Below are 22,115 nucleotides of genomic sequence, written 5' to 3' on the forward strand. Positions count from 1 at the left end.
ATGTTGGATGTGCCGACCTCATCGCTGGCAAGCCAGCTCCCACAGGAGTTTGCGGTGAGTTTGAGTGATGTTTTTTTTCCATCCGGGACGGCCCGGATGTCTGTCAAAAAACAGCGGGACGGCCCGCTTCCCCTTCAGGGGTTATGCCATGTTCGAAAAAGTCCTGATTGCCAACCGTGGCGCCATTGCCTGCCGCATTCTGCGCACCCTCGCGCAGCTGCAAGTGCAAGGCGTGGCGGTGTACTCCGAAGCCGATGCCGCCAGCCTGCACATTTTGCAGGCCGATCAAGCCCACAGCCTCGGCGAAGGCGCGGCGGCCAACACCTATCTGGCGGTCGACAAGATCCTCGCGGTCGCCCGGCAAAGCGGCGCCACAGCGATTCATCCCGGTTACGGATTTCTCTCGGAAAACGCCGCGTTCGCCGAAGCCTGCGAAGCGCAAGGCATCGCCTTCATCGGCCCGACGCCTGAGCAGTTACGCGTGTTCGGCCTCAAGCACACTGCACGCGCCCTGGCCAAACAGCACGGCGTGCCGATGCTCGAAGGCACCGAGCTGCTCGACAGCCTCGACGCCGCGCTGATCGCTGGCGAACAGGTCGGCTACCCGGTGATGCTGAAAAGCACCGCCGGCGGTGGCGGCATCGGCATGCGCGTGTGCCGCAGCGCCAGCGAATTGCGCGAATCCTTCGACGCGGTGAAACGTCTGGGCCAGAACAATTTCAGCGACGCCGGAGTGTTCATCGAAAAGTACATCCAGCGTGCCCGGCACCTGGAAGTGCAGGTGTTTGGCGATGGTCGCGGCGAAGTGATCGCCCTCGGCGTGCGCGACTGCTCGGTGCAGCGGCGCAACCAGAAAGTCCTCGAAGAAACCCCGGCGCCGAATCTGCCGGACGGCATGGCCGAAGCACTCTGCGCGGCGGCGATCAAACTGGCGAAAGCGGTGAATTACCGCAGCGCCGGCACCGTCGAATTCGTCTTCGACAGCGAGGCGCAGCGCTTTTATTTCCTCGAAGTGAACACGCGTCTGCAGGTCGAGCACGGCGTCACCGAACAAGTCTGGGGCGTCGATCTGGTGCGCTGGATGGTCGAACTGGCGGCCGGTGATCTGCCACCGTTGAGCGAGCTGTATCGTGAACTGCAACCCGAAGGCCATGCGATTCAGGCGCGGCTGTACGCGGAAGATCCGGGGCGCGATTTTCAGCCGAGCCCGGGCTTGCTGACGGCGGTGCAATTCCCACCGGCCAACGGCGTACAGTTGCGCATCGACACCTGGGTCGAAGCCGGTTGCGAGATCCCGCCGTATTTCGATCCGATGATCGCCAAGGTCATCAGCTGGGCGCCGACCCGCGAACAGGCGCGCACCGAGTTGCATCAGGCGCTGGGTGACAGCGTGCTGTACGGCGTGGAAACCAATCGCGACTACCTGCGGCAGATTCTCCTCGACACGCCCTTCGCCAGCGGTGAGCCGTGGACCCGTTGTCTCGAGCATCTGGTTTATCGCGCCAACACCTTCGAAGTGCTCAGCGCCGGCACGCAAACCAGCGTGCAGGACTATCCCGGCCGTCTCGGTTACTGGGCCGTCGGCGTACCGCCCTCGGGGCCGATGGACAGCCGCGCGCTGCGCCTGGGCAATCGCCTGCTCGGCAACCCCGAAGGCGCAGCGGCGCTGGAAATCACCATGAGCGGGCCGTTGCTGCGTTTCAATTGCGAGGCGGTCGTGGCGGTGACCGGCGCTGCGCTGACGCTGACCCTCGATGGCGCAAATGTGCCGATGAACACCGCGCTGTTGATCCCGGCCGGCGCCACCTTGCATCTGGGCAGCCTCAGTGGCGCCGGCGCGCGCAGTTACCTGTGCCTGCGCGGTGGCTTGCAGGTGCCGGATTATCTGGGCAGCAAAAGCACCTTCACCCTCGGCCAGTTCGGCGGACACGGCGGTCGTGCGTTGCGTGCCGGCGACGTGCTGCACATACCAGCGCTGAGCGATTGCAGCAGCGGTCAGCAACTGGCCGAACAGCACGTCACCGCTTTACCGGCCGTGCGCCAGATCAGAGTGATCTACGGCCCGCACGGCGCCCCGGAATACTTCACGGAAAACTACATCGACAGGTTTTTCGCCACCGAGTGGGAAGTGCATTTCAACTCCAGCCGTACCGGTGTACGCCTGATCGGGCCGAAGCCGGAATGGGTGCGCGCGGACGGTGGTGAAGCGGGTCTGCATCCGTCGAACATTCATGACAACCCGTATGCGATTGGCGCGGTGGATTTCACTGGCGACATGCCGGTGATCCTCGGCCCGGATGGCCCGAGCCTGGGCGGGTTTGTCTGCCCGGTGACGGTGATCGAAGCGGATTTGTGGCAATTGGGGCAGCTCAAGGCGGGCGATAAAATCCAGTTCATTCCCGTCAATCTCGGCACCGCTCGCAACCTCGCCTTGAAATGGGATGGCCCTTGTGGGAGCGAGCCTGCTCGCGAAGAGGCCATGCCGGTCAACATCGATTTGTCTGCTACACCGCCTTCGCGAGCAGGCTCGCTCCTACAGGGTTTGATGTCGCCTGTGATTCTTGAGCTGAGCCGTGGCGATCAGCGACTGGTTGCGCGGGTGTCTGGCGATACGCATCTGCTGCTGGAGATCGGCGCGCCGGAGCTCGACCTGGTCCTGCGCTTCCGCGCCCACGCCCTGATGCAGGCGCTGGAGGGCAAAAACCTGCACGGCGTAATCGACCTCACCCCCGGCATCCGCTCGCTGCAAGTCCACTATCAGCCCGAGCAACTGCCACTGGCCGATCTGCTCGGGATCATCGCCGGCGAGTGGGACGCGGTGTGCGCCGCCAAGGACCTGCAAGTGCCGTCGCGCATCGTCCACCTGCCGCTGTCGTGGGACGACCCGGCGTGCCAGTTGGCGATCGAAAAATACATGACCACCGTGCGCAAGGACGCGCCGTGGTGCCCGAGCAATCTGGAGTTCATCCGGCGCATCAACGACCTGCCGAACCTCGACGAGGTGCAGCGCACAGTGTTCGACGCAAGCTATCTGGTGATGGGCCTGGGCGACGTTTACCTCGGTGCGCCGGTGGCGACGCCGCTCGATCCGCGCCATCGCCTGGTCACCACCAAATACAACCCGGCGCGTACCTGGACGGCAGAAAACTCGGTGGGCATCGGTGGCGCCTATATGTGCGTGTACGGCATGGAGGGCCCCGGCGGTTATCAGTTCGTCGGGCGCACATTGCAGATGTGGAATCGCTACCGCGAAGTCGCTGCGTTCGACGGTAAACCGTGGCTGCTGCGCTTCTTCGACCAGATCCGTTTCTACCCGGTCAGCGCCGAGGAACTGCTGCGCATTCGTCGCGATTTCCCGCTTGGGCGCTTCGAACTGAACATCGAACACAGTCAGCTCAACCTTGCCGATTACCAGGCGTTCCTGCGTCGTGAAGCGCCGAGCATCGACGCCTTTCGTGCTCGGCAACAAGGCGCCTTCAACGCCGAGCGTGAGCGCTGGATCGCCAGCGGTCAGGCGCATTTCGACAGCGAAGAAGTACTTGCCGAAGCCGTTGAAGACGCGCCGCTGGCCGCCGGCGAACACAGCGTCGACAGCCACATCGCCGGCAATCTCTGGCAGGTGCAGGTCGAGGCCGGCCACCGGGTTGCCGCAGGCGATGTGCTGGTGATTCTCGAGTCGATGAAGATGGAAATCCCGCTGCTCGCACCGCTGCCCGGGGTGGTCCGCGAGATACGCGTGCAACCCGGTTCGGCGGTGCGCGCCGGCCAGCGCGTTGTGGTGCTGGAACTCGACTGAAGCCCATTCTGAACAAGGAACAACTGATGAATCTGCAACTCGATGCCCTGCGCCAGGCCTACCGCAATGGCGACACCACACCGCGGCAACTGCTCCTGCAGCTGCGTGAAAAAGCCGCCGCGCTGAACCCGGACTATCACCTGTTCATCCACCTGCTCAGCGCCGCCGAACTGGAGCCGTATCTTGCCGCCCTGGACGGTCGCGACCTCGACAGCCTGCCGCTGTTTGGCGTGCCGTTCGCGATCAAGGACAACATCGATCTGGCCGGCATCCCGACCACCGCCGCGTGCCCGGAGTTTGCCTACGTGCCGCAGCGCTCGGCGACCATTGTCGAGCAACTGCTGGCGCTGGGCGCGATTCCACTGGGCAAGACCAATCTCGACCAGTTCGCCACCGGCCTCAATGGCAGCCGTTCGCCCTATGGCGCCTGCCCGAACAGTGTTTTGCCCGAGTATCCGTCGGGCGGTTCCAGCGCCGGTTCTTCGCTGGCGGTGGCACTGGGCGTGGCGAGTTTTGCCTTGGGCACCGACACCGCCGGCTCCGGCCGAGTGCCGGCGGCGCTGAACAATCTGGTTGGGCTGAAGGCGAGCAAAGGCCTGATCTCGACGGCCGGCGTGCTGCCGGCGTGCCGCACGCTGGACTGTGTCACCACGTTTACCGCGACGGCGCGTGAGGCCGGCCAGTTGCTGGCATTGACCGCAAAACTCGATCCGCGTGATGAGTACAGCCGCCGTAACCCGGCGTGGAATGACGGCACGGCGTTCGGCGCGCCACGGCCATTTCGCTTTGGCGTACCGCGCGCGCAGGACCTCGAATTCTTCGGTTGCGCCGAAGGGCCGCGGTTGTTCGAGAACGCCGTCGAAAGGCTCAAGGCGCTGGGAGGCGAAGCGGTTGAACTCGACCTGTCACCTTTCCTCGAAGCGGCGCGTTTGCTGTATGACGGGCCGTGGGTTGCCGAGCGTTACAGCGTTGCCGGTGAACTCATGGAGCAGAATCCGCAAGCAGTCCTGCCGGTGATCCGCGCCGTTCTGGCCAAGGCGCCGGCGGTGACCGGCGTGCAGACGTTCCGCGCGCAGTATCGGCTGCAGGCGCTCAAAGCGATCTGCGATCAAGCGCTGGAGAACCTCGACTGCGTGCTGACCCCGACGATCGGGCGCCCGGTGACACTGGCCGAACTCAACGCCGAACCGGTGCTGCGCAACTCCGAACTGGGTTACTACACCAACTTCATGAACCTGCTCGACTACGCCGCCGTCGCCGTACCGAGCGGATTCATGGCCAATGGATTGCCGTGGGGCGTGACGCTGTTTGGCCGCGCGTTTACCGACCAGTACCTGTTGAGCGTGGCGGATGCGTTGCAGCGTCAGCAGGATGCTGACTTGCCGGTGCCGGCCACCGTGGCGCGCAACGATTACGCGCGCATCGTCGTGTGCGGCGCGCACCTGCAAGGGCTGGCATTGAACTGGCAATTGACCCAGCGTGGCGGGCGCTTGCTGGAGTCCACGTTCAGCTCGCCGGACTATCAACTGTTCGCCCTGGCTGGCGGCCCGCCATTGCGACCGGGCATGGTGCGGGTCAAGGACGGCGGTGCGGCGATTGCCGTCGAGGTGTGGGAATTGCCGAGCAGCGAGTTGGGTTCGTTTCTCACCGGGATACCGGCGCCGCTCGGGTTGGGCAAGGTGCAACTGGCGGATGGGCGCTGGGAGAGCGGGTTTATCTGTGAGGCGTATGGGTTGGAAGGTGCGGTGGATATCAGCCATTTGGGGGGATGGCGGGTGTATCTGGCATCTCGGGACTGATCCAAAGGTCGCCCTCACCCTAGCCCTCTCCCCAGGAGAGGGAACTGACCGCGGTGTTTCTTCGTTGGTCGCCATTCGCTGATACCGAGTCGATCACAACTTTTTCCATCACCATGTTGAGCTCCCTCTCCCTCCGGGAGAGGGCTGGGGTGAGGGCCTGCGATCTTACTGACACCCCGCAGAGTCAGATCCCCCGCCATTTCCGGCACAAATCCCGCAGTCTTTTCCTGGCCATCCCACTAAAATGCTTGCCATCGGGCCACTGCCAACGGATCTGCCATGCCGCTTCGTTCACCGCTGTACTCGCAACGCTCACTGGTGCTGACCCTGGTCGCGCTGCTCGGCGCCGGTTTCCTCGCCACCTCGTTGCTGAGCTACTACGCCTCGCGGGCGTCGATCCGCGACAACATCGTCAACACCGAACTGCCGCTGACCTCCGACACGGTCTATTCGGAAATCCAGAAGGATCTGGTCCGGCCAATCCTGATTTCCTCGATGATGTCCCGCGACACCTTCATGCGCGACTGGGTGGTCAACGGTGAGCAGAACCCGGAGCAGATGACCCGTTACCTCGACGAGGTCATGACCCATTACGGCGCCTACACAGCGTTTTTCGTCTCCGACAGCACGCACACTTACTACCACGCCAAGGGCGTGCTCAAGCAGGTCAAGGTCGACGAGCCGCGCGATGCCTGGTACTTCCGTGTCCGCGACATGAAAGACCCGTACGAGATCAACGTCGACCCGGATCTGGCCAACAAGGACAACCTGACGTTTTTCATCAACTACAAGGTTTACGACTACCACGATCGCTTCATCGGCGCGGCGGGTGTCGGGTTGACCGTCGACGCGGTGATCAAGCTGATCGACAAGTATCAGCAGCGCTATCAGCGCAGCGTGTATTTCGTCGACACCTTCGGTCGTCTGGTCCTGACCGGCGCCGAAGGCGGGCCGCAAGGTGCGCACATCGGCCAGAGCCTCGGCGAGCTGGACAGCATGAAGAGCCTGATCAGCCAGTTGCCGAAACCGCACAGCGGCAGCTATGAATATTCCACCCACGGCCAGGGGCATTTTCTCAACGTGCGGTTTATCCCAGAACTGAACTGGTACCTGTTCGTTGATAAACGTGAAGACGGCGCGTTGAGTGAAATCCGCCAGTCGCTGTACCTCAATCTGCTGATCTGCCTGCTGGTGACCCTGATCGTGCTGGTGCTGCTCAACCGCGTGATCAAACGCTATCAGAACAAAATCCAGGCATTGGCCACTCTCGACAGCCTCACCGGCCTGCCCAATCGCCGCGGCTTCGACATTCTTGCCGCGCAGGCTTTGCACGAAGCCCAGCGCGAGACCAGACCGCTGACTGCGCTGCTGCTCGATCTCGATCACTTCAAGGCGTTGAACGACACCCATGGTCATATGGCCGGCGATCAGGTGTTGCTCGGCTTCGCCCGCGATCTGCAAAGCTGTCTGCGCCACGCCGACATTGTCTGCCGCTGGGGCGGTGAGGAATTTATCGTGTTGTTGAAGGACACCGACGGCGACACCGGTCAGAAAATTGCCGAGAAGATCCGCCAGCACGTCGAACAACACGAATATGCCTACAACGGCCACAGCCTGAAGCTGACCGTGAGCATCGGCGCCACCACCGTGCAACGCGATGACACCTTGCACAGCCTGTTGTCGCGGGCTGATCATGCGATGTACCGGGCCAAGCACACCGGCCGCAACCGCACCTGCGTGGAAATGCCTCACTCGACCTATGCCTGACGCTATTGCCAAACCCGACCATTGCCCAGCCTGCGGCGCCCGCAACGACTGCAGCCTGGCCGACCCGCGCACGGCTGATCGCGAATGCTGGTGCTACGGCGTGACGATCGACCCGGCGGTGCTCGAGGCACTGCCGCCAGCGCTGCGCAACCAGTCCTGCCTGTGTCCGCGTTGCGCACAGGTCGAGGCGCAACTGCAAGCAGCCCGGCGCCCGATCCCGTAAGATGCGCAGCCGTTTAGCCGTTGAATGCTGACCATGCGCGTCGACCGTTTCCTGAGTAACCTGCCCCGCTATAACCGTCAGCAGGTTCGCCTGTTGCTGGTAGAAAAGCGCGTGCGAGTTGACGGAAAAGTCGTCAGCGACCCGCACAGCGAGGTGCTGGAATTCAGCCGCGTCGAAGTCGACGACGAAGTCCTGCAAAGCGGCAAACCGGCGCGCTACTTCATGCTGCACAAGCCACCGGGCTGCGTCAGCGCCACCCGCGATCCGCAACATCCGACCGTGCTCGACCTGCTCGATGAACCAGACAAGGCCGACCTGCACATCGCCGGCCGTCTGGACTTCAACACCACCGGTCTGATGCTGATCACCAATGACGGCGCCTGGTCGCGGCGGCTGACCCAACCGCAAACCAAGCTGCCAAAAGTCTATTACGTCGAAACCGAGCAAGAGATTGACGCGCGCTACGCGCAGACCTTTGCCGAGGGGATTTATTTCGCCTTTGAAAACCTGACCACGCAACCGGCGCACCTGCAACTGCTCGGCCCGCGTTCGGCGCGGCTGAGCATCGTCGAGGGTCGCTATCATCAGGTAAAGCGCATGTTTGGTTTTTTCGACAACAAGGTGCTGCGCCTGCACCGCGAATCGATGGGCGAACTGGCCCTCGATAGCGCGCTAAAACCGGGCGAATACCGCGCTTTGCGCACCGAAGAGATTCATTTGTTTTAACTCAGCGACCGCTCAGCCGAAGTTGTCGAACAATTTACCAACGGCACTTGCGCGATCCGGACTCCCCTGCTTGAATCAGGTCGTCGGCCGAAATGTGACCGATGAGTCACCCAAAACTTCCAAGAAACTTTTTGTCGGTCGCAAGCCCTCAGGGCTGCATTTGAACCGGCAGACTGCCCGCCAATAACAACACCCGTCGACCTGCCTTACCGGATCGACATGGGCCAACACATTCCAGGCGTATGCCTACCTGTCACAAAGCTCGTGCAATCTTCGTTGCGCGCATACCCGCTTGCTTGCCAGGAGTCTTACGACATGAGGCCAGAAATCGCTGTGCTGGATATACAGGGTCAGTATCGGGTTTACACGGAGTTCTATCGCGCAGACGCCGCAGAAAAGACCATCATTCTGGTCAACGGCTCGATGGCCACGACTGCGTCGTTTGCCCAGACGGTGAAAAACCTGCACCCGCAATTCAACGTGGTCTGCTACGACCAGCCCTACGCCGGTCGCTCGAAAGCCCACAACCGTCACGAGAAACATCTGACCAAGGAAGTCGAAGGGCAGATCCTGCTGGAGCTGATCGACCACTTTGCCGCCGAACACGTGCTGTCGTTTTCCTGGGGCGGTGCCGCGACGCTGGTCGCCCTCGCCCAGCAGCCACGACGCATCGAAAGAGCGGTGATCAGCTCATTCTCACCGGTGATCAACGCACACATGCTCGATTACCTCGAGCGCGGCGTCGACTACCTCGGCAATCTCGATCGCGACCGCGTCGGCCATCTGGTCAACAACACCATCGGCAAACATCTGCCGTCGCTGTTCAAGCGCTTCAACTACCGCCACGTCAGCAGCCTGGCCGAACACGAATACGGGCAGATGCACTTTCACATCAACGATGTACTGCACAGCGACCGCCAGTGCTACTTGAACGCGGCGAAGAAGATCAACGTCCCGGTGCTGTTTCTGAACGGCGAGTGGGACGAATACACCGCCGCCGAGGATGCGCGCCTGTTCGGCAACCATGTGGCGCAGAGCACGTTCACCACCCTGCAAGCCACCGGGCATTTTCTCGACATGGAACACAAAGCCGCGTGCCGCGACAGCCAGAACGCCTTGCTTGGTTTTCTGAAACCGGCGCAGCAGGCCAATCGAACGCGCTACTCGTTTGTGCAGGACCAACATGCATTGGCTATTTGAAAGGACGTCAGCGCGGGCAAGGCTACAGGCTTGAGGTGTTCGTTTCGCACCGTTGCAGCCCTTGCTCGCGACTGACCGGTTTCTGCGTAAAAAGTCGTTGGAAAGAAAAGAAAAACTTCAAATCCGTGGCCGAGTCTGGTACAAAGTCAGCCGCTCTGAGCGGGTATAGTTTAGTGGTAGAACGAAAGCTTCCCAAGCTTTAGATGAGGGTTCGATTCCCTCTACCCGCTCCAACCGAATCTTGTCTTACGTCCTGCTTTTTGACGGGGGACGCAGGAATCAAAAAACCGGCCTACAGGGGCCGGTTTTTTTGTGTCCGGGATTTGGTGAGGACACTTTCAAGAATCCCCCTCAATCTCGGCGAAACATCCTGCTTCATATAAATCCATTATTCTGTGTTTTATATCGTTTATTAGCGGATAAAATCCGTTAAAAGGGATTTACGCTACACTTCAGAAATCAGACTTCATCGAGAGACCTCGCCATGCTCGAGCTTAATCTCAGCACGCCCGCCGAAATCGTCAAACGTCTATGCAATCGGCTGCGTACAGAACGGCTCGCTCTGGAAATGACCCAGGCTGATGTGGCCGCACGGGCCGGTATCGGAATCAACACCGTGTCCAATCTGGAGTCTGGGCGCAACGTCGGGTTCGAGAATCTGGTGCGCGTTGCGACGGTGCTTGGCCGCGGAAAAGAACTCGAAGACTTGTTCCAGCCCAAAATCGAAACCCTGGACGATATCCTGCGTTACGAAAACAGCGCCAAGCGTCAGCGCATCAAAAGGAAACCTGACAATGCTTGAGAAAGTGGACGTTTATTACGAGGGTTGGGGTGAGCGCTGGCTTTGGGGCTCGCTTGTTTCCACTACAGCCTTGAACGGGCGCCCGCTGATCGTGTTTGAGTACAGCGATGAGGCGAAGAAAAAAGGCCTGGAACTGTCCTCCCTTCGCCTGCCGTTAGCGGGTGGGAAGCTGAGGCGAGATTTTCCATCGCATCAGATGGGTCTCCCCGGCCCGGTCTATGACGCGTTGCCGGATGGTTGGGGCATGCTTCTGATGGATCGCTTGTTCAAGCGTCGCGGCCTCAATGCCGCACGCATCGGCCCCCTGGAGCGTTTGGCCTATGTCGGCGCGAACGCGATGGGCGCCATGTCGTTCGAGCCTGTCGCTCCTGAGTTACGGATACCGGCCACCCATGACTCGATTGAGCTGCTGGCGGCCGAAGTGCGCGAAGTGCTCGACGGCGACGGTGCACAGTTGCTGCAGAAATTATTATTGGTGGGTGGCTCGCCGCAAGGTGCCAGACCCAAGGCGTTGATCTATCGCGATCGCGAAACCGGGACGTTTACCACGGCGACTGTCTCTGGATTCGCAGCCTGGCTGGTGAAATTCCCCGGTCAGGGCGAGCATCCCGAAGTCTGCGCAGTCGAAATGGCCTATTCAGAATGCCTGCGTTTGTGTGGCATCGAGACGCCCGACAGCCGGCACTTTCGCCTGCCTGATGGAATGGCCGCTTTCGCCAGCAGACGCTTCGACCGACAAGACGGTCTGCGCATTCCCATGCAGAGCCTGGCAGCCTTGACCGGAGCCGACTTTCGTTCCCCCGGCGCATTGGATTACGTGAACTTTCTCCGCGCGACCCATCACTGCACTAATGACGTGCGCGAGAAAGCGCTGGCCTTCGAACGAGCGGTATTCAACGTCGCGTTCAACAACCGGGATGATCATCCGAAGAATTTCGCCTACCTCATGACGTCTTCCGGCGAGTGGAAATTGTCGCCTGCCTTCGACGTGACCTTTTGCGAAGGGCCCGGCGGTTATCACCAAATGGACGTCATGGGTGAAGCTTTGGAAATTGGCCGTAAAGAGATGCTGAAGCTTTCGCAGGAAGCGGAGGTATCAATCGATCAAGCGCAGGGTGTGATAGATCGAATATGCGCCGTTGCCAGCCGGTTTTCGGCAATTGCTGGCAAGCTGCTTCCGAACGAGATAACCCCAGAGACCTTGCAAATCATCCAGGGCAGGATCGATAGCAACGTCGCCCTCCTTCGTTGAACCGGCAGGGTCCACCGGCCAGCAATCCGAGTCTGCATGCAGGACATAAGCGAGCCTGCTGAGGGAGGGGTCAACGGGTCGCAACAATGAACAAGCGTGGAAACGGCAAAAGCACCGAGCCGTCAGCCAATGCTGGATAAGCCTCAGCAACCGCCGCCAGATAGTGCTGCAGATACTGCGCCCGTTCCTCTTCGGTCAACGGGCTCAAAAACGGAATCAACCCGCTCCCCTTGAACCACTCAACAACCCCCGCCGCCCCGCCAGACAACTGATGGTGATAAGTCGTACGCCAAACATCCACTCGCGCACAGTGCGGTCGCAGCATTGAAAAGTATTCGCTGGCGCTGGCCATGTCGGTGCGTTGCCCGGCCGCGCCAGCGAGCTTGCTCGCCCACGGGCCACTGGCCGCAACTTCGCGCATCAGTCGATGTGAGGGTTCATTGAGGTTGTCGGGCATCTGGATCGCCAGACTGCCACCCGCTGACAGCTTGCTTGCCAGTGCCGGCAGCAACGTCGCGTGATCCGGCACCCATTGCAGCACCGCATTGGCGAAGATCACATCGAACGGGCCTGCATCCGCCCATTCATTAATCTCGGCAACATCGAACTGCACTTGCGGCAAGCGCTGGCGTGCTGCATCGATCATGTCTGCCGAGCTATCGAGCCCGCTGACCTTTGCTGCAGGAAACCGCTGCACCAGCAACTCTGTAGAGTTACCGGGACCGCAACCGATATCGACCACGGCACGCGCATCAGCCGTGGGAATCGCCGCCAGCAGATCGCGGGCCGGGCGGGTGCGTTCATCTTCGAAAGTGACGTATTGCTTGGCAGACCAGCTCATTGCGTTCTCCTGTGGAGGCAGTTCAGCGGCGGCCACCATACCGCGATCCGGCGCACCTGCCTTTCCTACCAACGTCCAGTATTCGCAGCTTAATTGTAATTAGAATTTTCCAAGCGCAGCGACTGTCTGAATTTCAAGCTCGCTAAAAAAGGAACACAGTCATGAAATTCGCAAAAATCGCCCAGAAGCTCGCACTGTGGGCCGGTAGCCCTAAGACCTTTATGGGCGCGTTGATCCTGATCGGGTTATGGGGTTTGAGCGGACCGATTTTTGGTTACAACGATACCTGGCAACTGATCATCAATACCTCGACCACGATCATCACGTTCCTGATGGTGTTCCTGATTCAGAACACGCAAAACCGTGACACCGACATCCTGCACCTCAAGCTCGATGAGCTGCTGCGGGTCAACAAGGAAGCGCAGAACGCGATGCTCGGGCTGGAGGCGCTGGACCTCAAGCAACTGGAGGAATTGCGCAAGCATTACCGCTCGCTGGGTGAAAACCAGGTGTTTGATCTTGAGGGGCTCGGTGACAAGAGCAAGCCAAAGCAGGATTTGAATGAGTGCTGAGCAATCTGCATATTCACACCCCTGTGTGGGAGCGAGCCTGCTCGCGAAAACGGAGTTTCAGGCAATACATGATCGGCTGACACAGCGCATTCGCGAGCAGGCTCGCTCCCAGAGGGGACGTGTCGCAGGCATAAAAAAACCTTCGACAGTGCCTGCATCAAGCAGGCCCTGCGAAGGTTTCAGCGGTACATGCAAGTACTGGCGGGTTTAACGGCTGGCCTGCAACGCGCGGGCCTTCTCCAGATGGCTTTGCAGCTTCGGCAACGTCTCATCGGCAAACGCTTTGATTTCCGGCACGTCGGTGGTCTTTGCCTGTTGCTCGATCTGGGTGATGGCTTCTTCGGTGGCCTTGACCTGACTCGCCGCGTAGGCCTGATCGAAGGTCGCGCCATCCTTGACTTCCGGCATCAGCTCTTTGGCCTTGTCGGCGAGCTCTTCGCGGGGCGCGACAGGCAGGTCAAGTTTCCTGGCGATTTTTGCCAGGTGCTGATTGGCCGTGGTGCGGTCATTGATGACGACGATGGTGTAATCCTTAACCTCTTTGGATTCGGTCTTGCCGTGCGCCAGACGGCTGGCTTCGATGTCGGCCATGCCTTTGGCGGAGGCATCGTTGATGAATTCGGCAGGCGACTGGGCGAACGCACTGCTGGCGCAAAGGCCCAGCACGGTTGCGAAACTGACGGTACGTAAACGGGTGGCCATCCGGCTCATGGTCGCGCCCTCCTTCGTTGAAAATTCAAACGGGCCGTGATTTGCCCGCTGCTTAAATGCACGCGGCGGACCAACGTCCGCCTCAGTTAGGAATGTTTTAACGGTCAAAGGTTTAGAAAAACTGGCCCAGGCGCGACGAACGGTGTGTCTGGCAAAACCTGCGTCAAGCCTTGTTCGGCATCAAACCCGGTAGCGCATGCATCAGTGCGTTGATGGCGAAACCGATGAACATCACCCCGCACAGTCGAGTGATCAACAGCTCGTGGCGTTGATAAACCATACGTACGCGTTGGGCGCCGACCACGCCGACCAGAATGGCGTAAGCCAGCGCGCCGCCGACGAAACTCAGAGCAATCAGCGCCGGCAGCATTGACCAGTTGAGCAGTTCGGCGCGGCTCGACAGCAGCGCAGTGAACGTCGCCACGGCCACCGGGTAGGCCTTTGGATTGGTCAGGCCGAACACGATGCCGTGCCAGAACGGCTGGCGCGCCGCGCCTTGCGCTTCGTCACTGCTGCGGCGTTGCGCCCGCACTGCGCGCCAGCCGAGCCAGAACAGGTACAGCGCGCTGAGCACGCCGAGCACATCAAACGCCTTGCTGCCGATTTCACGGGCGCCGACAATTGCGATCAACGCTGTGCTGCACCAGACCACATCACCGAGCAAGTGCCCACACAGAAACCCCGCCCCGGCCCGCCGCCCATGCGCCGCACCGATGCCGAACACCGCGAGCACGCCCGGTCCCGGGGTGATGCCGTAGATGAAACCCGAGGCCAGTACGGCCATAAGCAACGATGGAGTCATGGGGAACCTGCAAGCGCCAGAACACGTGGCGGCCAGTCTATATCAGCCGCAAGGCGAGGTCGCCGACCGGTTGGAGATCATCAATCAATAACCCCTGTAGTCCTCGGGAACGACATATTGCTCGCCGTCGTAAGTAAGGGTGATGCGGGTCTGTTTCAGTGGGGTCGTGCTGGACACACATTCCTGGCCCGACCGGGTATTTTTCGTCTTGCTGCCACGGGTGGTGACAATCAGGTCGGCCAGGCCATGGTGGCTGGAGGGGCCGATGTCCACGCTGCGGCGAATCTTCTTTTCATAGCCTTCGCAATCCACGAACTCGCCATTGCTCTTGGCGATCACCAGCCCCTCCAGCACCGGGCGCAGCGCATTGCCTTCGCGCACGTACAGGGCCAGATCGGTTTTTTCGTAAGGATTGGCCTGGTAGCTGTGCGAAAACTTCGAGCGCAAGCCAAAAGCCCGAGTTTCCGGTGCCAATCGATAACGCGCCGTGTCGATACGCAGGTCGTCAAAGCGCACGGCATCGGAGTTGTACGCCCCCGGCTTGCGGTAGGTGGCGACGGGTTTGGCGCTGCTCGCGTCGACGATCGCCAGATCCAGATCGAACACACCGGCCTCATCGTCACCAGGGTCGGCCAGATACGTCGAGGTCACCGCGATCGCCTGGTTCTGCACCGCAGGCCAGACCTTGCAGCGTGACAGGGACTTGCCGTCGAAGGCCTTGATGTCGCAAGCGGCCTGGGCCTGGAAAGCGCAGGCGAGAAAACCAATGGCAATCAGCAGTCTGGTGGGTGGGAGCATGGTTCTTCCTTGATAAATGTCGTGTGAATGCAGGTCGATTACAGACCTTTGAAACCTGGTGGCAGAACGTAAGACTTGCCGTCATAACGCAGGATTGTCGAAACGGGTTTGGACTCGGTGTTCTTATCCTTGCAAGCATCGCCCTTGCCCACACTGGAAGTACCTGTTTCCCTCGTTCTCACGATAAGGTCCGCGTAACCATGGGAGCTGGTTTTGGCGATCTCCACGGTTCGGGTGATTTCACTGCGCTCGCCCTCGCAATTTCCGTCCCACTCGCCGCCATACTGATAGACCAGTAACTGCTGCAGCACAGGGCGCAGCGTTTGACCTTCTCTGACGTAGAGGGTGAGCTGAGTCTCATCCAGTGGATTGAGCCGAGAGCTATTGGTAAACCGGGTGCGAACGCCAAAGGCGCGGATATCGGGAGTGACTGAATAGCGGGCGGTATCCAGCGTCAGCTCATGCAACGCGACGCCGTTTGATTCGAAGGCGCTGTCCTGGTGAAAGGTCGCGATCGGCCCGGCTTGCCCGTCCTGAACAATAGACAGGTCGAGATCATAAAAGCCGCTCGTCCCCACGTCAGAGCCGGCGTCACGCGCGAACGTGGCTTTGGCAGCGATGGACTGCCCCGGATAAGCTGGCCAGTCCTTGCACACAGCGAAATCAAGATCACCCGAAACGGCTGACAGCGTGCACTCGGCAAAAGCCTGCCCTGCCATCAACGCTACACACAATGCCGCACATCCGATCCTTGCAGACTTCAATGTCACGCCGCTCTCCTTGATAACGTTTCAGGCGCGCACTATCCCTTTCCCTTTCAGCCGTTTCAACCCGTTCGATGCGTGATCAACCATCCAGTGTGAGCAATTCACCCCGGAATCTGGCTTTGCTGCAGCATGACTGGGGTTCGTCCGGGTCGGCAGGATAGCCCGGACTCCAGTCACGTCCATCGTGTGATTGCCCTGCCGTCAGCCAACCGCAGCGGTCAACAATCGCACCACATAAGCCGCACCGTCCTTGTGCCCCAGCACCAGCACGCAAGAGTTCTGGAGGCAGGCCGACTGCGCAGTCCATTCGATCCGGGCCGTGCCTTCGACATCGAACGCTGGGTCCAAGGCGCCATCGACCACGAATCCTCCAGTCAGCAAGCGTCGTTCGCCGGCCGAGGTCTGTCCGACCGTGACGATTCGCTTGCCGTCGTTATCGTCCAGCGCAAAACCCGCTTGCCAGCTACGCAGGTCCAGTGCTTCGGTTGCCGCGGTGATAACCGGTACACCGGCGTTGAAGTCGGGGTCGAATTGGCCAATTTTCAAGATTCCACTGATGAACGCGTGCTGAACCCCGCCGGCGTCAATCGCCGAACCGATCAAGAGCAAGCGCTCCGCCGATTGCACAATAATGTGGTTCACCGTGCTTTTGAGAGGTGCACCATCCTTTTCGATCAGCAAACGCAACACACCTCCCTCACCAAATTCCGCGACCGCTCCGCTCTGGTCGAACGCCATCACCAAACCCTGGCTGAGGCCTTCGAGCCCGCCGTTCACAAGAATCAGCCCATCGTTCAACTGCGTGACTCCCCGCAGGGTAATGCCAAGCTTGAAGACTTCCAGGTGTTTCCAGCCTTTACCGTCGAACGTGTTGTCATCCTTGCCATCGAGATGGAAACGCGCCAGCAGTCCGTTGCCGTTTCGCGAAGTCATGAACAGCAATCTGTCAGGCTCCGCAAGCTGAGGATCCGATTTTGCCAAAATCAGGCTGCCGCCCGTGGCACCGAGCAGTGAGGTAATGCGCATGGGCACTTCTCGATAACCTGGCTGCGGACCACCGAACTCGACATCGGGCGAGCCGTCAGAATTGAATCGAGCGATGACCTGTTGGTACTCGGTGGTTATGCCGCTTTTCACGCCACACATCCAGATGCGCTCATGCTTGTCGACGAACACCTGCCCGCCCTGCGAGGCCGCATCATCATTGAATTGGCCGGTAAGGAAGCCCGCCGTACCAAAGTTCAGGTCTGGATGACCTTCGGCGTCCAGACGCGCAAGGCCGTAACTGGATTTTCCCTCCGCATCGATGATGGTCGCGCTAACGATAATTTGCCCCGACGGCGTCGTCGCCGCACCTTCGCCTATCGTCCTGCCCTCGCTTGTAAAACGCAGCGTGCACAAACCTGAGGTACCAAAGGTGAGATCCATCTCTCCCGCTGACTGTGCGATTGGGACTTTGTTGTTTGACATGTTGGTGCGCTCCTCGAAAGATCGATTGCGTTCCCGCTGTGCAGGACATTCGATCCGAAGCACTCACGCCCGACAACTGATAGAAGTGACAGTTTTTAAACACCTAATGCAATAGCGCTTAAATCAATAGAATCTAAAAGACTGTTATTTCTTACAGGTTTCACGCTCAGGCAAAGCTGTAACGCTGGGATCCTCTGTTTTCAAGTGAGCAAACCGGTCATGAGTAGCGCGCATCAAGCAGGCGGCCAACCGCGAATGTTGTCGATCGTGTTCCCGTTCGAAGGCAGCAAAACCGCACGCCGCCCGCATCTTTTCGGTACGGGCCAGGCAGGCGGTCTGATCGAGATATGGGACGCCAGGGAAAACTTTCATTATGCGTCGGGTCCGATCGATGCCGACGGACGCTGGACAGTTGATGTGTTTGAAGAACTCTCACCAGGTCCTCATCGAATCCGTGCACGTGTGATCGCCGGAACCACGTCGGACTGGTCTGCCGACCGCGCATTCGAAGTCACCGCCACGGACGACGCGCCTGTGATCGTTTCTCCTGAAGAACACGAGAACGTCAGCGATGTTGTGACGTTTACAGGAACAGTGCCGCGCGAAGGCGGTTACGTCGATATTGTCGATTTGAACAACGGCCGTCACCTCGCCGAAGTGATAGTTGAGGCTGACCGTACCTGGTTCACTCAACTGACCGATATCGACGCTGCGCAACAGCACCGGATCTGCGCCAGTCATCGCTTGAGTGGCATCGCGTCGAACTGGTCCCGCGTGCGCACATTCACCGTGCTTGTGGAAGCACGCGAAGGACTGTTCGACTTCGCCCGCCTTCGCGCCTTTTATCAAAACGCGTTGCGAAAGATCTCCTCGATCTGGCGCTGATCCGCCGCCCGTGGATTGGTCAATCCACAAGCGTCTTTCAAGGCGTTGGCGGCGAGCAGTGGAATATCGCTGAGTCTGGCGCCCAGTTCACGCAGGCCACCGGGTATCTCGACGTCCCTGGCCAGGCTGCGGATCGCGTTGATCGCGGCCTGCGCGCCCTCCTCCGCGCTGAATCCGCGAATATCCGCGCCCATCGCATGGGCGACGTCTCTCAGTCGTTCAGCACACACCTGCGCATTGAACGCCTGCACATGCGGCAGCAGCACGGCATTGCAGACGCCGTGCGGCAAGTCATAGAAGCCGCCCAACTGGTGTGCCATCGCATGGACGAAACCCAGCGAGGCATTGTTGAAGGCCATGCCGGCGAGGAACTGCGCGTAAGCCATGTTTTCCCGTGCGGCGAGGTCGCTGCCGTCACGCACGGCCAGGCGCAGATTGCTGCTGATCAGGCTCATGGCTTTGAGTGCACAGGCATCGGTGATCGGGTTGGCGGCGGTCGAAACGTAGGCTTCGATGGCGTGGGTCAGCGCGTCCATGCCGGTGGCCGCAGTCAGGCCTTTGGGCATGGCGACCATCAGTTGCGGGTCGTTGACCGACAGCAGCGGCGTGACGTTGCGATCGACAATGGCCATTTTCACGTGGCGCGCTTCATCGGTGATGATGCAGAAGCGGGTCATCTCGCTGGCGGTGCCGGCGGTGGTGTTGATCGCGACCAGCGGCAGTTGCGGCTTTTGCGATTGATCGACGCCTTCGTAGTCGCGAATGTGCCCGCCATTGGTCGCGCAGAGGGCGATGCCTTTGGCGCAGTCGTGGGGCGAACCGCCGCCCAGCGAGACGATGAAATCGCAGCCGCTGGCCTGCAAAAGCGCCAGCCCGGCCTCGACATTGGCGATGCTCGGGTTGGGTTTGGCGCCGTCGAAAATCACCGAGTCGATGTCCTGCATGGCCAGTTTCTCGGCCACCAGAGTGGCGACGCCGGCCTTGGCAAGACCGCTGTCGGTGACGATCAATGCCTTGCCGAAGCCGTAGTTGCGGATCGCGTCCATGGCTTCGTCGAGGCAGCCGCTGCCCATGATGTTGACCGCCGGAATGAAGAAGGTGCTGCTCATCGTGTGTCTCCTGACTAGGGCCGGTTCGAGCGCTGCGCTCCGGCGGATGCACACAGGATCGACCGATCGGTCACGACGGATGTTGATCTGGCTCAATGCCCGCTCGTGATAAAGTCGCCGCCCATCTGCCCCTTTGTTTTGAGACGCCTGCGCAATGACTGATTTTCTGAATGTCGACGCCACCCTCGAAGACTGGAACGCCCTGCGCGCCGCGACCGATTTCAACGGTTTGCTGGTGGGCAACGGCGCCAGCCGCGCGGTATGGGACGACTTCGGCTACGACTCGCTGTTCGAAAATGCCCGCACCGTGGAAGAAAAACCCCTGAGCGCCTCGGAACTCGCGGTGTTCGACGCGCTGCAAACGCGCAGTTTCGAGCAGGTACTCGGCGCGCTGAAAACCACCAGCCGGGTCAACAAGGCGCTGGCCGTCAGCTCGGCGGCGCCGCGCAATCGCTATTACGCGATCAAGGAAGCGCTGATCAACACCGTGCACGCCATGCACATCCCGTGGCGGCTGGTGCAGCCGACGACGCTGGCGACGCTCAATGAAGAACTGGCGCGCTATCGCACGGTATTCACCACCAACTACGATTTGCTCAACTACTGGGCGCTGCAACACGACAGCGCCGTGATCGACGATCTGTTCAACGGCCCGAACGCCAGTTTCGACTTGAGCGAAAGCGCCACCGACAAACCGCGTTTGCTGTACTTGCACGGCGGTCTGCATCTGGTGCGTAACCAGGACGGCACGGCGCGCAAACTGACCTCGACCGAGGGCACGCTGCTCGGCAGTTTCGCCATCAACAACACGCTGAAGACGCTCGATGACGTGCCGCTGTTCGTCAGCGAAGGGCCGAGCGCGGACAAGCTCAAGACCATCCGCAGCTCGGATTATCTGTCGTTCTGTTATCAGCAGTTATTGGGCCACGGCGCCAGCCTGTGCATCTTTGGCCATGCCTTGGGTGAGCAGGACGCGCACATCGTCCGCGCGCTGCGTCTGGCCAAACCGGCGAGCGTGGCGATTTCGATTTATCCGCGCAGTGCGGCGTTCGTTCAGCATCAGAAGCGCCATTACAGCAAGCTGTTCGACGGCACCGGTGTCGAGTTGCGGTTCTTTGATGCCAAGAGCCATGCGCTGGGCGATGCGAAGTTGTCGGTGCCGGTCGAGGTTTAGTGGCGAGGCTACCGACGCCATCGCGAGCAGGCTCACTCCTACAGGGGATCGCATTTCAACTGTAGGAGTGAGCCTGCTCGCGATAGCGGTCTGTCGGTCGACATCTCTATCGAAGCTGATGGCCTCATCGCGAGCAGGCTCGCTCCTACGGGACCGGGTCGAATTCAAAGAACGGGCAAGGTCTTGTCCTTGATCACCTTGGTGGCGCCGTTGCTTTTGACGCTGGCGATGCCTTTATCGCAGGCGGCGTCCGAGGAGTACGCCTCGCTGCTGCCGATGACCTGATGGTTGGCCGCTTTCAGATTGAAGTAGGGATGGCCGTCCTTGGTCGACTTTTTCTCGTAGCGCTCGTCCACCGCGCTGTTGCTCTGCACGGCGGCGATGCCACCGTCGGCACCGGCGCGCGTGGTGTACAGCTCGCTGGTCAGAATCGTTTCGGCATTCGCCGCTTTGAGCACGAACCTGAATTGGCCGTTGCTGCTCTTGCTCACTTCGTACCATCCGGACATGCGCGTTGCTCCTTGGCGATTTAGGCAGAGTGCGCTTCACAGTAAAGACCAGCGCGGGGTATCTGTCGCCTGTTGCAGCCCCATCGCCAGCAGGCTGGCTCCCACACTGGAAAGCATTCCTGTGTGAGCCAGCCTGCTCGCGAAAGCGCCTGTCCGCTCACTACAAAATGATTTGCGTGCCGAGCAACCCGAGAAACCCGGCCAGCCATTTCGGGTGCGCGGGCCACGCCGGTGCCGTGGCCAGATTGCCCTGCACATGGCCGTCGGTGACCGCGATGTCGATATAAGTACCGCCGGCCAGCCGCACTTCCGGCGCGCAGGCCGGGTAGGCGCTGCATTCGCGTCCCTCGAGTATGCCCGCCGCGGCCAGCAGTTGCGCACCGTGACAGACCGCGGCGATCGGTTTGCCGGCGTTGTCGAAGGCGCGCACCAGTTCGAGGACCTTCTCGTTCAGCCGCAGGTATTCCGGAGCGCGCCCGCCGGGGATCAGCAGCGCGTCGTAATCGGCCTCGCTGACTTTGACGAAGTCGAAATTCAGGGCAAACAGATGGCCGGGTTTTTCGCTGTAGGTCTGATCGCCTTCGAAGTCATGAATGGCCGTCCGCACGGTTTGCCCGGCGGCCTTGTCCGGGCACACGGCATGCACGCTGTGACCGATCATTTGCAGGGCCTGGAACGGCACCATCACTTCGTAGTCTTCGACGTAATCGCCGACCAGCATGAGGATTTTTTTGGCGGGCATGAGGAGGTCTCCTGTGAGAAAGGTCCGGGAGTATTCAAGGTAGACCGAGTCATCGTTCATCGCGAGCAGGCTCACTCCTGCATCTGGAATGCGTTCCCGTGTAGGAGTGAGCCTGCTCGCGATGGCGTCGGCAAACTGTACGCCTGAATTTGTGTCTGGCTGTAACAGCC

At 60.4% G+C, this 22,115-nt stretch carries 20 protein-coding genes and 1 tRNA gene; 12 read left to right on the plus strand and 9 right to left on the minus strand.

Annotated elements, in window-relative coordinates:
- The first annotated feature begins 148 nt into the window (after positions 1 to 148).
- The 9 genes from uca (at position 149) to M0746_RS18730 (ending at position 11,565) form a co-directional block, all read left to right on the plus strand.
- Positions 149 to 3,796, plus strand: coding sequence for an urea carboxylase (uca, locus tag M0746_RS18690; RefSeq protein WP_258450184.1), 3,648 nt, complete (start codon positions 149 to 151; stop codon positions 3,794 to 3,796).
- A gap of 26 nt (positions 3,797 to 3,822) precedes the next feature.
- Positions 3,823 to 5,595 (plus strand): allophanate hydrolase, encoded by a 1,773-nt coding sequence (gene atzF, locus M0746_RS18695; protein ID WP_258450185.1) that lies wholly within the window; start codon positions 3,823 to 3,825, stop codon positions 5,593 to 5,595.
- A 279-nt stretch (positions 5,596 to 5,874) separates the two neighbouring features.
- A complete protein-coding gene (locus M0746_RS18700; protein WP_258450186.1) occupies positions 5,875 to 7,362 on the plus strand; it encodes a sensor domain-containing diguanylate cyclase in 1,488 nt (495 codons plus the stop codon).
- Positions 7,355 to 7,585, plus strand: a complete 231-nt coding sequence (locus M0746_RS18705) for a cysteine-rich CWC family protein (RefSeq protein ID WP_258450187.1) — start codon at positions 7,355 to 7,357, stop codon at positions 7,583 to 7,585. Before M0746_RS18700 ends, M0746_RS18705 begins: the two co-directional genes overlap by 8 nt.
- A gap of 33 nt (positions 7,586 to 7,618) precedes the next feature.
- Complete coding sequence (locus tag M0746_RS18710; protein WP_258450188.1) at positions 7,619 to 8,311, plus strand: pseudouridine synthase; 693 nt, start codon at positions 7,619 to 7,621, stop codon at positions 8,309 to 8,311.
- Positions 8,312 to 8,626: 315 nt separating this feature from the next.
- Positions 8,627 to 9,511, plus strand: coding sequence for an alpha/beta fold hydrolase (locus M0746_RS18715; protein ID WP_208938385.1), 885 nt, complete (start codon positions 8,627 to 8,629; stop codon positions 9,509 to 9,511).
- Between the two features lie 159 nt (positions 9,512 to 9,670).
- Positions 9,671 to 9,744 (plus strand) — tRNA-Gly (locus M0746_RS18720).
- Positions 9,745 to 9,995: 251 nt separating this feature from the next.
- Entirely contained in the window at positions 9,996 to 10,313 is a 318-nt protein-coding gene (locus tag M0746_RS18725; protein WP_258450189.1) for a helix-turn-helix transcriptional regulator, read from the plus strand.
- Entirely contained in the window at positions 10,306 to 11,565 is a 1,260-nt protein-coding gene (locus M0746_RS18730; protein ID WP_258450190.1) for a type II toxin-antitoxin system HipA family toxin, read from the plus strand. Before M0746_RS18725 ends, M0746_RS18730 begins: the two co-directional genes overlap by 8 nt.
- 70 nt (positions 11,566 to 11,635) lie before the next feature.
- On the opposite strand, the gene tam is transcribed toward M0746_RS18730, so the two are convergent.
- Complete coding sequence (gene tam, locus M0746_RS18735; RefSeq protein WP_258450191.1) at positions 11,636 to 12,406, minus strand: trans-aconitate 2-methyltransferase; 771 nt, start codon at positions 12,404 to 12,406, stop codon at positions 11,636 to 11,638.
- Positions 12,407 to 12,567: 161 nt separating this feature from the next.
- Here tam and M0746_RS18740 point away from each other — a divergent pair, with 161 nt between their 5' ends.
- Positions 12,568 to 12,978, plus strand: coding sequence for a low affinity iron permease family protein (locus tag M0746_RS18740; protein WP_208938389.1), 411 nt, complete (start codon positions 12,568 to 12,570; stop codon positions 12,976 to 12,978).
- A 207-nt stretch (positions 12,979 to 13,185) separates the two neighbouring features.
- On the opposite strand, the gene M0746_RS18745 is transcribed toward M0746_RS18740, so the two are convergent.
- From M0746_RS18745 to M0746_RS18765, 5 genes are all read right to left on the minus strand, one after another.
- A complete protein-coding gene (locus M0746_RS18745) occupies positions 13,186 to 13,689 on the minus strand; it encodes a DUF4142 domain-containing protein (RefSeq protein ID WP_258450192.1) in 504 nt (167 codons plus the stop codon).
- A 163-nt stretch (positions 13,690 to 13,852) separates the two neighbouring features.
- Entirely contained in the window at positions 13,853 to 14,491 is a 639-nt protein-coding gene (locus tag M0746_RS18750) for a LysE family translocator (RefSeq protein WP_258450193.1), read from the minus strand.
- A gap of 84 nt (positions 14,492 to 14,575) precedes the next feature.
- Positions 14,576 to 15,289 carry a hypothetical protein gene (locus M0746_RS18755; RefSeq protein WP_258450194.1) on the minus strand — a complete coding sequence of 238 codons (714 nt, stop codon included), beginning with the start codon at positions 15,287 to 15,289 and terminating at the stop codon, positions 14,576 to 14,578.
- Between the two features lie 38 nt (positions 15,290 to 15,327).
- A complete protein-coding gene (locus M0746_RS18760) occupies positions 15,328 to 16,059 on the minus strand; it encodes a hypothetical protein (protein WP_258450195.1) in 732 nt (243 codons plus the stop codon).
- A gap of 198 nt (positions 16,060 to 16,257) precedes the next feature.
- Positions 16,258 to 17,526: a hypothetical protein gene (locus M0746_RS18765; RefSeq protein ID WP_258450196.1), complete on the minus strand. Its 1,269-nt coding sequence runs from the start codon at positions 17,524 to 17,526 to the stop codon at positions 16,258 to 16,260.
- A gap of 255 nt (positions 17,527 to 17,781) precedes the next feature.
- Between M0746_RS18765 and M0746_RS18770 the strand changes: the two genes are divergently transcribed.
- Entirely contained in the window at positions 17,782 to 18,411 is a 630-nt protein-coding gene (locus M0746_RS18770; protein ID WP_258450197.1) for a hypothetical protein, read from the plus strand.
- On the opposite strand, the gene yiaY is transcribed toward M0746_RS18770, so the two are convergent.
- The gene (gene yiaY / locus M0746_RS18775; RefSeq protein WP_258450198.1) at positions 18,372 to 19,520 is read right to left on the minus strand and encodes an L-threonine dehydrogenase; all 1,149 of its coding nucleotides are present in this window, start codon (positions 19,518 to 19,520) and stop codon (positions 18,372 to 18,374) included. The two genes, M0746_RS18770 and yiaY, sit on opposite strands and share 40 nt — an antisense overlap.
- A 154-nt stretch (positions 19,521 to 19,674) precedes the next feature.
- Between yiaY and M0746_RS18780 the strand changes: the two genes are divergently transcribed.
- Positions 19,675 to 20,694 (plus strand): DUF4917 family protein, encoded by a 1,020-nt coding sequence (locus M0746_RS18780; RefSeq protein WP_258450199.1) that lies wholly within the window; start codon positions 19,675 to 19,677, stop codon positions 20,692 to 20,694.
- 164 nt (positions 20,695 to 20,858) lie between these two features.
- On the opposite strand, the gene M0746_RS18785 is transcribed toward M0746_RS18780, so the two are convergent.
- Positions 20,859 to 21,203, minus strand: coding sequence for a YegP family protein (locus M0746_RS18785; RefSeq protein ID WP_093103876.1), 345 nt, complete (start codon positions 21,201 to 21,203; stop codon positions 20,859 to 20,861).
- A gap of 160 nt (positions 21,204 to 21,363) precedes the next feature.
- Positions 21,364 to 21,945, minus strand: coding sequence for a DJ-1/PfpI family protein (locus M0746_RS18790; RefSeq protein WP_258450200.1), 582 nt, complete (start codon positions 21,943 to 21,945; stop codon positions 21,364 to 21,366).
- Positions 21,946 to 22,115: the final 170 nt, after the last annotated feature.

This window comes from Pseudomonas sp. S11P7 (assembly GCF_023195435.1).
Taxonomy (GTDB): Bacteria; Pseudomonadota; Gammaproteobacteria; order Pseudomonadales; family Pseudomonadaceae; genus Aquipseudomonas; species Aquipseudomonas fluorescens_G.

Coding starts and splice junctions, on each gene's coding strand:
- uca (WP_258450184.1), top strand. CDS start 149: ATGTTCGAAAAAGTCCTGATTGCCAACCGTGGCGCCATTGCCTGCCGC.
- atzF (WP_258450185.1), top strand. CDS start 3,823: ATGAATCTGCAACTCGATGCCCTGCGCCAGGCCTACCGCAATGGCGAC.
- M0746_RS18700 (WP_258450186.1), top strand. CDS start 5,875: ATGCCGCTTCGTTCACCGCTGTACTCGCAACGCTCACTGGTGCTGACC.
- M0746_RS18705 (WP_258450187.1), top strand. CDS start 7,355: ATGCCTGACGCTATTGCCAAACCCGACCATTGCCCAGCCTGCGGCGCC.
- M0746_RS18710 (WP_258450188.1), top strand. CDS start 7,619: ATGCGCGTCGACCGTTTCCTGAGTAACCTGCCCCGCTATAACCGTCAG.
- M0746_RS18715 (WP_208938385.1), top strand. CDS start 8,627: ATGAGGCCAGAAATCGCTGTGCTGGATATACAGGGTCAGTATCGGGTT.
- M0746_RS18725 (WP_258450189.1), top strand. CDS start 9,996: ATGCTCGAGCTTAATCTCAGCACGCCCGCCGAAATCGTCAAACGTCTA.
- M0746_RS18730 (WP_258450190.1), top strand. CDS start 10,306: ATGCTTGAGAAAGTGGACGTTTATTACGAGGGTTGGGGTGAGCGCTGG.
- tam (WP_258450191.1), bottom strand. CDS start 12,406: ATGAGCTGGTCTGCCAAGCAATACGTCACTTTCGAAGATGAACGCACC.
- M0746_RS18740 (WP_208938389.1), top strand. CDS start 12,568: ATGAAATTCGCAAAAATCGCCCAGAAGCTCGCACTGTGGGCCGGTAGC.
- M0746_RS18745 (WP_258450192.1), bottom strand. CDS start 13,689: ATGAGCCGGATGGCCACCCGTTTACGTACCGTCAGTTTCGCAACCGTG.
- M0746_RS18750 (WP_258450193.1), bottom strand. CDS start 14,491: ATGACTCCATCGTTGCTTATGGCCGTACTGGCCTCGGGTTTCATCTAC.
- M0746_RS18755 (WP_258450194.1), bottom strand. CDS start 15,289: ATGCTCCCACCCACCAGACTGCTGATTGCCATTGGTTTTCTCGCCTGC.
- M0746_RS18765 (WP_258450196.1), bottom strand. CDS start 17,526: ATGTCAAACAACAAAGTCCCAATCGCACAGTCAGCGGGAGAGATGGAT.
- M0746_RS18770 (WP_258450197.1), top strand. CDS start 17,782: ATGTTGTCGATCGTGTTCCCGTTCGAAGGCAGCAAAACCGCACGCCGC.
- yiaY (WP_258450198.1), bottom strand. CDS start 19,520: ATGAGCAGCACCTTCTTCATTCCGGCGGTCAACATCATGGGCAGCGGC.
- M0746_RS18780 (WP_258450199.1), top strand. CDS start 19,675: ATGACTGATTTTCTGAATGTCGACGCCACCCTCGAAGACTGGAACGCC.
- M0746_RS18785 (WP_093103876.1), bottom strand. CDS start 21,203: ATGTCCGGATGGTACGAAGTGAGCAAGAGCAGCAACGGCCAATTCAGG.
- M0746_RS18790 (WP_258450200.1), bottom strand. CDS start 21,945: ATGCCCGCCAAAAAAATCCTCATGCTGGTCGGCGATTACGTCGAAGAC.